We start from the raw sequence: 13,361 nt of genomic DNA, 5'->3' as shown, positions 1-13,361 counted from the left end.
TTGAACGCACGAACAGTCGTGCAGCGAGCGCCCGAACATACGAGCAAAACGAGTTTTATATGACGAACAAAGACGTAAGCAAAGTTAAGCGCAAAGGCACGTTCAAGAGCGCTCCTCTGCCAGTAGAAGCCCACACCGGCCCTGAGCTGGCCGGCGAAGAGCTGGTCAAGGTGGCCGTGGCTGCCCTGGAAGACGTGAAGGCCCAGGACATCCAGGTCCTGGACGTGCGCGACAAGCAGAGCATCACCGACTTCATGATCATCGCCACCGGTACCTCCAACCGCCAGATCGGCGCGATGCTGGACAAGGTTCGCGAAGCGGTCAAAGCCCAGGGCGTCAAGCCGTTGGGTGAAGAAGGCAAGGGCGACAGCGACTGGGTACTGCTGGACATGGACGACGTGATCGTTCACATGATGACCAGCAACGCCCGCCAGTTCTACGACCTGGAGCGTCTGTGGAAAGGCGCCGAGCAGAGCCGTGCCGCCGATGGCAAGCACCACAGTCCTGAAGTTGGCCACGCGCACTTCGACAAGCTCAACAAAGACCAGGAATAAGGAACGGCTGTGCGCCTGCGTCTGATCGCTGTCGGTTCACGCATGCCCAAGTGGGTGGAAGAAGGCTGGCATGAATATGCCAAGCGCCTGCCATCCGAATTGGCGCTGGAACTGGTGGAAATACCGCTCAATACCCGGGGCAAGAATGCCGACGTGGCCCGCTTTATCCGTCAGGAAGGCGAAGCCATGTTGGCCAAGGTCGGCCCCAACGAGCGGATCGTGACCCTCGAAGTGCACGGCAAGCCCTGGAGCACCGAGCAGTTGGCGGTGGAACTGGATCGCTGGCGCCTGGATTCGCGCACGGTCAACTTCATGGTGGGTGGCCCCGAAGGGCTGGCGCCGGAAGTGTGCGCGCGGGCGGACCAGCGCTGGTCGCTGTCGCCCCTGACACTGCCGCATCCGTTGGTAAGAATCCTGATCGGTGAACAGCTGTATCGCGCCTGGACAGTTCTGTCCGGGCACCCTTACCACAAATAATCTGCGCCCTGCCTGATGACCCAGCCGATCCGCATCAAGGACCACGAGAAAGACGCACGTCTTGTACGCGCGCGGGTGGTGTTCGGCGCGATTTTGGTGGTGGTACTGCTGGGGGTGTTGATTGCCCGCCTGTATTTCCTGCAGGTGATCCAGTACGACTATCACTCCACGCTGTCGGAGAACAACCGGGTGCACGTGCAGCCGATTCCACCGACCCGTGGGCTGATTTTCGACCGCAATGGCGTGGTGGTAGCGGATAACCGGCCCAGTTTCAGCCTGAGCATGACCCGCGAGCGCTCCGGCGACTGGCAGCAAATCCTCGATGTGATCGTCGAGGTGCTGCAACTGACGCCGGAAGACCGGGTGATCTTCGAAAAACGCATGAAGCAGGGGCGCCGACCGTTTGAGCCGGTGCCGATCCTGTTCGAGCTGACCGAAGAGCAGATCGCCCGGATCGCGGTGAACCAGTTCCGGCTGCCGGGTGTGGAAGTGGTGGCGCAGTTGGTGCGGCACTACCCGCAAGGCGCGCACTTCGCGCATTCGGTCGGCTACATGGGCCGGATCAACGAGAAAGAGCTGAAGACCCTCGACCCGGTCAACTACAGCGGCACCCACCATATCGGCAAGACCGGCATCGAGCGTTTCTACGAGCCGGAACTGCACGGCCAGGTGGGTTACGAGGAAGTCGAGACCAACGCCCGTGGCCGGGTGCTGCGGGTGCTCAAGCGCACCGACCCGGTTCCCGGCAAGGACATCGTGCTGAGCTTGGACATCAAGTTGCAGGAAGCGGCGGAGATGGCCTTGGGCGGTCGCCGGGGTGCCGTGGTAGCGCTGGACCCGAGCACTGGCGAAGTGCTGGCAATGGTCAGCCAGCCAAGCTTTGATCCGAACCTGTTTGTCACCGGGATCAGCTTCAAGGCCTACGCCGAGCTGCGTGATTCCATCGACCGGCCGCTGTTCAACCGCGTGCTGCGCGGCCTGTATCCGCCGGGCTCGACCATCAAGCCGGCGGTGGCGATTGCCGGCCTCGACTCGGGTGTGGTGACCGCATCGAGCCGTGTGTTCGACCCTGGCTACTACATGCTGCCCAACTACGACCACAAATACCGTAACTGGAACCGCACCGGCGACGGCTATGTGGACCTGGACACGGCGATCATGCGTTCCAACGACACCTACTTCTATGACCTGGCCCACAAGCTGGGGATTGATCGGCTTTCGGCCTACATGGGCAAGTTCGGCCTCGGTCAGAAAGTCTCCCTGGACATGTTCGAAGAATCCCCCGGCCTGATGCCATCCCGCGAGTGGAAGCGTGCGACTCGTCGCCAGGCGTGGTTCCCGGGCGAAACCCTGATCCTGGGGATCGGCCAGGGCTATATGCAGGCCACGCCGCTGCAACTGGCCCAGGCCACCGCGCTGGTGGCCAACAAAGGGGTGTGGAACCGTCCGCACCTGGCCAAGACCATCGAGGGCGAACGCCCGCTGGATGAAAACCCGATTCCGGACATTGTCCTGCGTGACCCGTCCGACTGGACCAAGGTCAACCACGGCATGCAGCAAGTGATGCACGGCGCCCGGGGTACCGCGCGTAAAGCGGCGGTGGGCGCGCAGTACCGGATTGCCGGCAAGAGCGGTACCGCCCAGGTGGTCGCGATCAAACAGGGCGAGAAATACGACCGCTCCAAAGTCCAGGAACGCCACCGCGACCACGCCTTGTTCGTCGGCTTTGCCCCGGCCGACAACCCGAAAATCGTCGTGGCGGTGATGGTCGAGAACGGCGAGTCCGGTTCCGGCGTCGCCGCGCCCGTGGTGCGCCAGGTGATGGATGCCTGGCTGTTGGCCGACGACGGCAGGCTCAAGCCCGAATATGGCGGCCCCCCTTCAAGCACCGAGGTTACGGCCAGTGAAGAGTAATTTTGATCGCATCCTTTCCAGCGAGGATGTGATGCGCCGACGCGCCACCTTGCTGCAGCGCATGCACATTGATGGCCCGTTGCTGATCCTGCTGTTGACCCTGGCGGCCGGCAGCCTGTTCGTTCTGTATTCGGCCAGTGGCAAGAACTGGGACCTGCTGATCAAGCAAGCGTCCTCGTTTGGCCTGGGCCTGTTGTCGATGGTGGTGATCGCCCAGCTCGAGCCGCGCTTCATGGCGCGTTGGGTGCCGCTGGGTTATGTCGCCGGCGTGTTGCTGCTGGTGGTGGTGGATGTCATGGGCCACAACGCCATGGGCGCGACCCGCTGGATCAATATCCCGGGGGTGATTCGCTTCCAGCCGTCGGAATTCATGAAGATTTTGATGCCGGCGACCATTGCCTGGTACCTGTCAAAACGCACATTGCCGCCCCAACTCAAGCACGTGGGCATCAGCCTGATATTGATTGGCGTGCCGTTTATCCTGATCGTGCGCCAGCCCGACCTCGGCACGTCGCTGTTGATCCTCGCGGGCGGTGCGTTCGTGCTGTTCATGGGTGGGCTGCGCTGGCGCTGGATCCTCAGCGTGCTGGCCGCCGCCGTGCCGGTGGCCGTGGCCATGTGGTTCTTTTTCATGCACGACTATCAGAAGCAGCGAATCCTTACCTTCCTCGATCCGGAGAGCGACCCGCTGGGCACCGGCTGGAACATCATCCAGTCCAAGGCGGCCATTGGTTCCGGCGGCGTATTCGGCAAGGGCTGGCTGCTGGGCACCCAGTCGCACCTGGACTTTTTGCCGGAAAGCCACACCGACTTTATTATCGCGGTGATGGGGGAGGAGTTCGGCCTGGTGGGCATCTGCGCACTGTTGCTGATTTACTTGCTGCTGATCGGTCGTGGCCTGGTGATTACCGCCCAGGCGCAGACGCTGTTCGGCAAATTGCTCGCCGGCAGCCTCACCATGACGTTTTTTGTTTACGTTTTCGTCAACATCGGTATGGTCAGTGGCCTGTTGCCGGTGGTTGGGGTGCCGTTGCCGTTCATTAGCTACGGCGGAACTTCGCTGGTGACATTGATGTCAGCGTTTGGGGTTTTGATGTCGATCCATACCCATCGTAAGTGGATCGCACAGGTTTGAATAAGGTGAAGATGTCAATGCAAGTAATGCGCGGCTGGGCGGCTCGGCACGTGTCCTGGATGGGCCTGCTGGGCCTGCTGGGAGCCGCTGTGCAGGAAGCGCAGGCCGGCGACTATGACGGTTCGCCCCAGGTCGCCGAGTTTGTCGGTGAGATGACCCGTGACTATGGTTTCGCCGGTGAACAACTGATGGGCGTGTTTCGTGAAGCCCAGCGCAAGCAGGCGATCCTCGACGCCATCTCCCGGCCCGCCGAACGCGTTAAACAGTGGAAGGAATATCGCCCGATGTTCCTGACCGACGCCCGCGTGGCACGTGGCGTGGACTTCTGGCGCCAGCACGAAGCCGTGCTGGCCCGTGCCGAGCAGGAGTACGGCGTACCGGCTCAAGTGATCGTGGCAATCATCGGCATCGAAACCTTCTACGGCCGCAACACCGGCAGCTACCGGGTGATCGACGCGCTGTCGACCCTGGGCTTCGATTACCCGCCGCGCGCCGAATTCTTCCGCAAGGAGCTGCGCGAGTTCCTGTTGCTGGCCCGTGAAGAACAGGTCGACCCGCTGACCCTCAAGGGCTCCTATGCCGGGGCGATGGGTTTGCCGCAGTTCATGCCGAGCAGCTTTCGCGCGTACGCCGTGGACTTCGACGGTGACGGCCATATCAATATCTGGAGCAACCCCGATGACGCCATCGGCAGTGTTGCCAGCTACTTCAAGCGTCATGGTTGGGTAGCCGGCGAGCCGGTGGTGATCCGCGCCGAGGTGACGGGTGACCGCGCCGACGAAGGCCTGACCCAGGGTATCGAGCCGGCCAGGACGGTCGGGGAGTTGCGGGCGCTGGGGTGGTCGAGTCAGAATGCGCCACGCGATGATATGCCGGTGACGGCGTTCCGCCTCGAAGGCGAGAACGGCCCGGAATATTGGATGGGCCTGAAGAATTTCTACGCAATCACGCGTTATAACCGCAGTGTGATGTACGCCATGGCCGTGCATCAGCTGTCAGACATGCTGGTCCAAGCACGGGGCGTCAAGTAATGCCGGTATCACCGATGTACAAACCCCTGAAGCTGGTGGCATACGCCGCATTGTCGTTGTTGGTGGTCAGTTGCTCCACCAGTCGTGCACCGGTGCAAAAATCCGGTGGCACCGCCATCCGCTCCCAGCCGGGGCTGGACATCAACCGCGCCCACAAAGACGGCGCGCCGTGGTGGGATGTGGATGTTTCGAAAATCCCGGACGCCACGCCGACCCTGCACACCGGCCCTTACAAGGCCAACCCCTATACCGTGCTGGGCAAAAACTACTTCCCGCTGCAAGACTCCAAGACCTACGTGCAATCGGGCACGGCGTCCTGGTACGGGACCAAGTTCCATGGCCAGAACACCGCCAACGGCGAAGTGTATGACCTGTACGGCATGAGCGCGGCGCACAAGACCCTGCCGCTGCCCAGCTACGTACGCGTGACCAACCTGGACAACAACCGCACGGTGATCCTGCGGGTCAATGACCGTGGGCCGTTCTATTCGGACCGGATCATCGACTTGTCCTACGCCGCCGCGAAGAAACTCGGGTACGCCGAGATCGGTACGGCGCGGGTGAAGGTGGAAGGTATCGACCCGGCCCAGTACTGGGCCCAGCGTGGCAAGCCGGCGCCGTTGATGCTCAATGAGCCGCAGAGCCCACAACCGCAAGTGACCGCATCCGCCGGCAAGATCGAGCAGTGGACACCGCCACCGGCGCAGCATGCTCCCGACACTGTCGTGGTACCGCATGCCGCACCGGGGGCTTCTACCGTGGGCGGGCAGTACCTGCAAGTCGGCGCTTTCGCCAACCCGGACGCGGCAGAACTGTTAAGGTCCAAGCTCAGCGGGATGGTCAGCGCGCCGGTCTTTATCAGCTCTATTGTGCGTAACCAGCAGACCCTGCACCGTGTGCGCATGGGCCCGATCGGTTCGCCGAGTGAAGTGGCGCAAGTACAGAACAGTGTGCGCATGGCCAACCTGGGGCAACCCAGCGTGGTCACCGCCGAATAAGCAAGACAAAGGATTGATGGCTCAGGCTCGCATGCGGGTTTGAGCCCTGGTTGTTGGCTCGTTGAACAATAAAAAACCCAGGGGCAAGGGGTGGGCGTACAACCGAACACGCGACAGTCTGGCGACGGGCTGTCTGAATAGTTTTGCCCGCGAGGGCAAGTTTCCATAAGCAATTTCGAGAGACGGATGAACATCACCACCTTAGCCAAACGCACGTGCCTGCTTCTTTCGCTGATCATCACCCCTGCCGCCTGGGCGGTGGAAATGGTGCCGGCTTCACCGCAACTGGCCGCCAAGGCCTGGGTGCTCATGGATGCCGCCAGCGGTAACGTGCTGGTGGAGAACAACGGTGACCAGCGCCTGCCCCCAGCCAGCCTCACCAAGCTGATGACTGCCTACATCGCGACCCTGGAAATCCGTCGCGGCCAGATCGGTGAAAACGATCCGGTCACCGTCAGCGAAAACGCCTGGCGTACCGGCGGTTCCCGGATGTTCATCAAGGTCGGCTCGCAGGTAACGGTCAGCGACCTGCTGCACGGCATCATCATCCAGTCCGGCAACGACGCCAGCGTGGCGCTGTCCGAGCACATCGCCGGCAGCGAAGACGCGTTCGCCGACATGATGAACAAAACCGTGGCCGACCTGGGCATGACCAACAGCCACTTCATGAACCCGACCGGCCTGCCGAACCCGGAGCACTACTCGTCGGCTCACGACATGGCGATCCTGGCCCGCGCGATCATTCGTGTCGACCCAGTGCACTACGCAATCTACTCCCAGAAAGAGTTCTTCTGGAACAACATCAAGCAGCCTAACCGCAACCTGTTGCTGTGGCGTGACAAGACCGTCGATGGTCTGAAAACCGGCCACACCGAAGAAGCCGGCTACTGCATGGTGTCGTCTGCTGTCCGTGACGGCCAGCGTCTGATTGCCGTGGTGTTCGGTACCAACAGCGAGCAGGCCCGTGCGGCCGAGACGCAGAAGCTGCTGACCTATGGCTTCCGTTTCTTCGAAACCCAGACCTTCTACCAGAAAGGCACCGAGCTGGCTCAAGCCCCTGTGTGGAAAGGCGCGACTCATCAAGTCAAGGCCGGCCTGGCTGAAGACCTGACCCTGACCATGCCAAAAGGCCAGCTCAAGAAGCTCGCTGCCAGCATGACCATGAACCCGCAATTGGTCGCACCGATCGCCAAGGGCGATGTCATCGGTAAGGTCGAAGTGAAACTGGACGACAAAGTGATCCACAGCGCCGACCTGATCGCTCTGGACGCCGTCGACGAAGGTGGTATCTTCCGACGCGTGTGGGATAGCATCCGTCTATTCTTCTACAGCTTGTTCAACTGATAGTGTGCACCTGCATGACCTCGCGCTGATCCGGCGCGGGGTTATGCCCGTCGCCACGGCTTACGCTTACGAGGCCGTTACGCCATGACCGATACCGAAGTAAAGGCGCCAAAGATCGAATTCCCGAACGTGGACTATCCCGTCAAGGTGATCAGCGATACGGGTGTGGGCAACAAAGACAAGATCATCGAGATCGTCAAGAAACACGCAACGATCAACCATGACCGTGTGGATGAGCGTCAAAGCACCAACGGCAAGTACACCACTATTCAGTTGCACATCGTGGCGACTGACCAGGACCAGCTCTACAACATCAATAGCGAACTGCGGGCTACCGGCTTCGTGCACATGGTGTTGTGATGTCACAGACCCTGGGCTTTCGCGAGCTCGGCCAAATGGCATACGAACCGGTGTGGCACGCCATGCAGCGGTTCACCAACGAGCGTGGCACCGAAGCCCCGGACGAGATCTGGCTGGTGGAACACCCGCCGGTGTTCACCCAGGGCCAGGCCGGCAAGGCCGAGCATTTGCTGCTGCCGGGAGAAATCCCGGTGGTGCAGGTCGACCGCGGCGGGCAGGTGACTTACCATGGCCCAGGCCAATTGGTGGCTTATCTGTTGCTGGACGTGCGCAGGCTGGGTTTTGGCGTGCGTGAGCTGGTCAGTCGCATGGAGTCATGCCTGATCGAGCTGCTGGGCAGCTACGGCGTGACCGCAGCCGCCAAGCCGGATGCACCGGGGGTATACGTAGATGGCGCGAAAATCGCCTCCCTGGGCCTGCGGATTCGCCACGGTTGTTCCTTTCATGGCCTGGCCCTGAACGTGGACATGGACCTGGCGCCGTTTCGACGGATCAATCCCTGTGGCTATGCCGGTTTGGCGATGACCCAGTTGAGCGATCACGCAACACCACTAGAATTTGCCGAGGTAAGTGCCCGGCTGCGCGCGCAGCTCGTCAAACACCTCGACTATGCTGAGCAGACGACCCTAACGGGCGGAATCGACTGATTATGACTACTGATGCAGTGCAAACCATGATCCCGACGCTGGATATCACCGAGCGTCCGGCCCCGCGTGCCAAGGTGGAAGCCGGCGTCAAGCTGCGCGGCGCCGAGAAGGTTGCACGCATCCCGGTGAAGATCATTCCGACCACCGAACTGCCGAAGAAACCTGACTGGATTCGCGTGCGCATCCCGGTTTCGCCGGAAGTCGACCGCATCAAGTCCCTGCTGCGCAAACACAAACTGCACAGCGTGTGCGAGGAAGCGTCCTGCCCGAACCTGGGCGAGTGCTTCTCCGGTGGCACCGCCACCTTCATGATCATGGGTGACATCTGCACCCGTCGTTGCCCGTTCTGCGACGTTGGCCACGGCCGGCCGAAGCCACTGGACGTCAACGAGCCGGAAAGCCTGGCCATTGCCATCGCCGACCTGAAACTCAAGTACGTGGTGATCACCTCGGTTGACCGAGACGACCTGCGCGACGGCGGTGCCCAGCACTTTGCCGATTGCATCCGCGAGATCCGCAAGCTGTCGCCTAACGTGATGCTCGAAACCCTGGTCCCGGACTACCGTGGCCGCATGGACGTAGCACTGGAAATCACCGCTGCCGAGCCGCCGGATGTGTTCAACCACAACCTGGAAACCGTACCGCGCCTGTACAAGGCCGCGCGTCCGGGTTCGGACTACCAGTGGTCGCTGACCCTGCTGCAGAAATTCAAGCAGATGATGCCGCACATTCCGACCAAATCCGGCCTGATGCTGGGCCTGGGCGAAACCGACGAAGAAGTCATCGAAGTCATGAAGCGCATGCGTGAACACGACATCGACATGCTGACCCTCGGCCAGTACCTGCAGCCGTCCCGCAGCCACTTGCCGGTACAGCGCTTCGTGCACCCGGACGTGTTCGCCTGGTTTGCCGAAGAAGGCTACAAGATGGGCTTCAAGAACGTCGCTTCCGGCCCGCTGGTACGTTCCTCGTACCACGCCGACGAGCAGGCGAAACTGGTCAAGGCCAGTCTGGTGTCCTGATACCGACTGTGGGGGCGGGGTTTCCCGCTCCCACTGCTACACCCTCTTTTTCCGCATCCAGCGGCTGATTCCTCCTCTTCTGTTTGCAACCATTGCTGTTTAGAGTGCCTTGGGCAATCCACACGAGGAGAACCATGGATGACGACTCAATTGACCACTTGTGCGGTACCTGCGCTGCGCGCCGAAGGCGTGATCGGGCTGATTGCCCCTGCCGGGCCGGCCGAGCTGGATATCGACAAGGCCACGCAATGGATGCGTGCCCGGGGCTACACACTGCTGGTTTTCCCGGGTGTGGGGCAGCGTGATGGCTACCTGGCCGGCAGTGATGACGTACGCCTGAATGACCTGCACGCCGCATTCGCCGACCCGGCCATCGATGCGATTTTTTGCCTGCGGGGTGGCTACGGCACGCCGCGCCTGCTGGACCGCCTGGACTTTGACCTGCTGCGGGCCAACCCCAAGCCGTTTGTAGGCTACAGCGATATCACCGCGTTGCACCTGGCGATCAATCGTTATGCCGGTTTCGTCACCTTTCACGGGCCGATGTTCAAAGCCGACCTGTTGGGTGAAAAGCAACAGCCGACCGAATCTTCACTGTTCAGCATGCTGCGTGGCCAGGTGAAGGCGGGCAGCCAGCTGACCCACCCGGTGGCCTATCCATTGACCACCGTCGAGCCAGGCATCGCCTGCGGGCGGCTGCTGGGCGGCAATCTGTCGATGATCGCAGCGGTGATGGGCACGGCGTTCGAGATTGATGCCGAGGGCATCATTCTGTTTATCGAAGACATCAACGAGCCGCTGTACCGAATCGACCGGTTGCTCACCCATTTGCGCCTCGCGGGCAAGCTGGCTCAGGTAGCGGGTGTGGTGGTGGGGGATGTGGCGGGCGTTGATAGTGCTGCACTTGAACGACTGCTTAAGGAGACCTTCGAGCCACTGTGCATTCCTGTGCTGGCCGGCTGGCGCAGCGGGCATTGCAACCCGAACCTCACGTTGCCGATGGGCGCGAGGGTGCGGCTGGATGCGGGGGAGAAGCGGTTGGTGTTGGAGCAGGATGTGGTCTTTAAGGCCTGAAACTTCTGTTGCTTCTGAAGGCCTCATCGCAGGCAAGCCAGCTCCCACCTTCGATCGCGTTGTTAGTGATATACGCGCTCAAGGTGGGAGCTGGCTTGCCTGCGATGGCGGTAGCGGCCGCACAGTAATCTAGCGGCTCTGCAACGACTCCAGCAACTTCACCGTCGGATAACCATCCGCCGGCCAGCCCAGGGACTGCTGCGCAGCACGAATCGCCTTGCGGGTATTGGCGCCGATGATGCCGTCCGGGTTGCCCGCGTCGTAACCATTGGCGCTGAGCACCGTCTGCAAGTCAATCCGCTGTGAACGCGTCAATGGCAGCTCGTCTTTCGGCCAGCTCCCACGAATCATGCCTCCGCCCCCGAACCTTTCCGACAACAAGCCCACCGCCAGTGCGTAGGACGACGAGTTGTTGTACTTGAGGATCGCGCGGAAGTTATCCAGCACCAGGAACGCCGGGCCACGATAGCCGGCCGGCAGCAGCAGGGCTGCGGAAAGCTGGTCCACATTGGCCGGGACGCTGGCGCCAGGTGGCACCTGGATCCCCAGTTTCAACCACTCGCCAACGGTTTTGCGCACGCTGCCATCGGCCAGTGCGTAATCAAAATTCAACGGCAGTTGCTGCACCTCAAAGCCCCACGGCTGGCCTTTCTGCCAGCCGGAGCTTTGCAGGTAGTGCGCGGTGGAGGCGAGGGCATCGGCCGGGCTGTTCCAGATATCGCGGCGACCGTCACCGTCGAAGTCCACCGCGTGGGTGTTATAGGTGGTCGGGATGAACTGGGTCTGGCCCATGGCCCCGGCCCAGGAGCCTTTCATCTGGTCGGCGGCGATATCACCGTGCTGGATGATTTGCAGCGCCGCCAGCAGTTGCGCTTGAGCGAACGCCGGGCGACGGCCCTCATAGGCCAGGGTCGCCAGTGAGCGGATCACCGAGTTGTTGCCCTGAAACTGGCCGAAGTTACTCTCCATGCCCCACACCGAGACCAGTGCCTGGCGGTCGACGCCATAACGGTCCTCAATGCGTTGCAAAATGTCGGCGTATTTCACCAGCAGCGCCTGGCCATTGCGCACGCGCAGCGGCGACAGGGCGCCGTCGAGGTATTCCCAGACCGGGCGGGAGAACTCAGGCTGGCTGCGGTCGGCGCGGATCACCGCCATGTCGGGTACGACATTGGCAAACGCAGTGTCGAACACCTGTGGCGTGATACCGGCCTTCAAGGCTTCCACACGAAAGCCCGCCTGCCACTCGGCAAAGGTCTGGGTTGGCTGGATATCAAGATTGTCCACCGCCAATGGCGCAACGACGGCAGGCGCAGCTACCGGTGCAGTCTGGAGCGGGGGCAGGGGTTGGGCATCGGCGGCGGTAGGTTTTTCTGCGCAGGCGACTAACAGAATGAGGCTGGAGGCAGCGATCAGTTGGCGAAGGTGCCAACGACGGGAAAGACTAGAGGGCATGCACAGGTCCAGGGAATACGAATCAGGTACAGACCTTATCATGCCAGAGGGGCGCTTGCCTTCAGGCAGCCAGAAAGTAAGAAGCCTCCCAGCTATTAGACTGGAAGGCTTCGCGGCGGTAGCTGCCTTTGCCCTTGCCGGCGCGTTCCTGGCGACTGCGGAACAACGGCTGGGCGATGATGGATTTGGCCTTGTTGGGGCCATGCTTGGATGGCTTTTTGCTCATGATGGGTACTCTCTGGCGGGTTGATGATGCGGTGCGAATCATCGGCCGAAGTTTGGGTTCTGTCCAGCCCAACGACGCGTAGGACTATTCAGCAGGCAACGCCAGGCGCTGTCCTGACATCAAAAGTGACAAACGACTCAAGCTCATCCATGGTGATCCGGCGGCCTGGCCTTTGATCTGCGCGTCAATGCGCTGGGCTTCCAGCAGCAATTGCGCCCAGCGTTGCGCCGAGTGTCGTTGCAGGGCTTTGCTGATCAGCGGTTTGCGCTTGTCCCACACTGGTGGTCGCGCCTGGCTGAAGGCCTTGTCCAGCGGGATGCCCTGGCTGTATTGCAGGGCAATATTGGCCAGCAGGCGTAGTTCGCGCGCCAGGGCCCAGAGAATCACCGGTGGCTCGACGCCTTCACCGCGCAACCCTTCGAGCATGCGCAGGGCGTGAGCGGGTTCGCCGTTCAGGATCGCGTCCACCAGGCCAAACACGTCAAAGCGTGCGCTGTCAGCCACCGCGCCTTGTACGGTTTCGACGGTGATCTGGCCGCCTTCGGCCATCAGCTTGAGCTTTTCGATTTCCTGGGCCGCGGCCAACAGGTTGCCTTCCACTCGCGCTGCGATCAGCTCTACCGCGTCATGACTGGCGGTCAGCCCGGATTGGGATAGCCGCTGGCGAATCCACTGTGGCAATTGCCCGCTGTCCACTGGCCAGATCTGCATGAACTGGGTCTGAGCCCCTTCAACCAGCGCCTTGCCCCACTTGGTTTTCTGCGCGCTGCCATCGAGCTTGGGCAAGCTGATGAGCAACAGTGTGTCTTCAGCCGGGCGCGCACAGTATTCCATCAGTGCCGCCGCGCCCTTGTCACCCGGCTTGCCCGAAGGCAGCCGCAGTTCCAGCAGGCGTTTTTCGGCAAACAGCGACATGCTCGCCCCGGCTTGCAGCAGCGTACCCCAGTCGAAACTGGCGTCGGCGCTGAATACCTGGCGTTCATCGAAGCCCTGTTGACGAGCGGCCGTGCGGATCGCGTCCGCAGCCTCCTGGCACAGCAGCGGGTCATCACCGCTGACGATGTAGACGGGCGCGAGGCTGCCTTGCAGGTGCTTGGCGAGTTGGGCGGGGGCAAGTTTCATAG

Annotated in this window: 14 protein-coding genes; 11 read left to right on the top strand and 3 right to left on the bottom strand. The window is 61.6% G+C overall.

What is annotated here, in order from left to right; genetic code table 11:
- The first annotated feature begins 59 nt into the window (after nt 1-59).
- The 11 genes from rsfS to HKK54_RS06245 all read left to right on the top strand — a co-directional run bounded on the left by rsfS (nt 60) and on the right by HKK54_RS06245 (nt 10,556).
- Nucleotides 60-554, top strand: a complete 495-nt coding sequence (gene rsfS / locus HKK54_RS06295) for a ribosome silencing factor (protein WP_003215432.1) — start codon at nt 60-62, stop codon at nt 552-554.
- Nucleotides 555-563: 9 nt separating this feature from the next.
- Nucleotides 564-1,031 (top strand): 23S rRNA (pseudouridine(1915)-N(3))-methyltransferase RlmH, encoded by a 468-nt coding sequence (gene rlmH / locus HKK54_RS06290; protein ID WP_003185785.1) that lies wholly within the window; start codon nt 564-566, stop codon nt 1,029-1,031.
- A 15-nt stretch (nt 1,032-1,046) separates the two neighbouring features.
- Complete coding sequence (gene mrdA, locus HKK54_RS06285) at nt 1,047-2,945, top strand: penicillin-binding protein 2 (RefSeq protein ID WP_010174783.1); 1,899 nt, start codon at nt 1,047-1,049, stop codon at nt 2,943-2,945.
- 31 nt (nt 2,946-2,976) lie between these two features.
- The gene (gene rodA / locus HKK54_RS06280) at nt 2,977-4,080 is read left to right on the top strand and encodes a rod shape-determining protein RodA (RefSeq protein WP_050543221.1); all 1,104 of its coding nucleotides are present in this window, start codon (nt 2,977-2,979) and stop codon (nt 4,078-4,080) included.
- Between the two features lie 17 nt (nt 4,081-4,097).
- Nucleotides 4,098-5,111, top strand: a complete 1,014-nt coding sequence (gene mltB / locus HKK54_RS06275) for a lytic murein transglycosylase B (RefSeq protein ID WP_010174785.1) — start codon at nt 4,098-4,100, stop codon at nt 5,109-5,111.
- The gene (locus HKK54_RS06270; RefSeq protein WP_169386378.1) at nt 5,111-6,109 is read left to right on the top strand and encodes a septal ring lytic transglycosylase RlpA family protein; all 999 of its coding nucleotides are present in this window, start codon (nt 5,111-5,113) and stop codon (nt 6,107-6,109) included. The genes mltB and HKK54_RS06270 overlap by 1 nt, the downstream gene beginning before the upstream one ends.
- A gap of 186 nt (nt 6,110-6,295) precedes the next feature.
- On the top strand, nt 6,296-7,453 hold the full coding sequence (locus tag HKK54_RS06265) for a D-alanyl-D-alanine carboxypeptidase family protein (RefSeq protein ID WP_010174787.1): 1,158 nt from the start codon (nt 6,296-6,298) through the stop codon (nt 7,451-7,453).
- 84 nt (nt 7,454-7,537) lie between these two features.
- Entirely contained in the window at nt 7,538-7,813 is a 276-nt protein-coding gene (locus HKK54_RS06260) for a DUF493 domain-containing protein (RefSeq protein WP_003215438.1), read from the top strand.
- Nucleotides 7,813-8,460 (top strand): lipoyl(octanoyl) transferase LipB, encoded by a 648-nt coding sequence (gene lipB, locus HKK54_RS06255; protein WP_010174788.1) that lies wholly within the window; start codon nt 7,813-7,815, stop codon nt 8,458-8,460. Before HKK54_RS06260 ends, lipB begins: the two co-directional genes overlap by 1 nt.
- A 2-nt stretch (nt 8,461-8,462) precedes the next feature.
- Entirely contained in the window at nt 8,463-9,482 is a 1,020-nt protein-coding gene (gene lipA / locus HKK54_RS06250; protein ID WP_029616063.1) for a lipoyl synthase, read from the top strand.
- A 138-nt stretch (nt 9,483-9,620) separates the two neighbouring features.
- The gene (locus tag HKK54_RS06245; protein WP_169386377.1) at nt 9,621-10,556 is read left to right on the top strand and encodes a S66 peptidase family protein; all 936 of its coding nucleotides are present in this window, start codon (nt 9,621-9,623) and stop codon (nt 10,554-10,556) included.
- 129 nt (nt 10,557-10,685) lie between these two features.
- On the opposite strand, the gene HKK54_RS06240 is transcribed toward HKK54_RS06245, so the two are convergent.
- The 3 genes from HKK54_RS06240 to holA form a co-directional block, all read right to left on the bottom strand.
- Nucleotides 10,686-12,011, bottom strand: coding sequence for a lytic murein transglycosylase (locus HKK54_RS06240; protein ID WP_169386376.1), 1,326 nt, complete (start codon nt 12,009-12,011; stop codon nt 10,686-10,688).
- Between the two features lie 61 nt (nt 12,012-12,072).
- Nucleotides 12,073-12,237: an alternative ribosome rescue factor ArfA gene (arfA, locus tag HKK54_RS06235; RefSeq protein WP_003176285.1), complete on the bottom strand. Its 165-nt coding sequence runs from the start codon at nt 12,235-12,237 to the stop codon at nt 12,073-12,075.
- Between the two features lie 84 nt (nt 12,238-12,321).
- Complete coding sequence (gene holA, locus HKK54_RS06230) at nt 12,322-13,359, bottom strand: DNA polymerase III subunit delta (protein ID WP_169386375.1); 1,038 nt, start codon at nt 13,357-13,359, stop codon at nt 12,322-12,324.
- Between the last annotated feature and the right edge of the window lie 2 nt (nt 13,360-13,361).

It is taken from the genome of Pseudomonas sp. ADAK13, assembly GCF_012935715.1.
Taxonomy (GTDB): Bacteria; Pseudomonadota; Gammaproteobacteria; order Pseudomonadales; family Pseudomonadaceae; genus Aquipseudomonas.
Note: the sequence above shows the minus strand (reverse complement) of the source record. Positions and strands in the feature narration are given on the sequence as shown.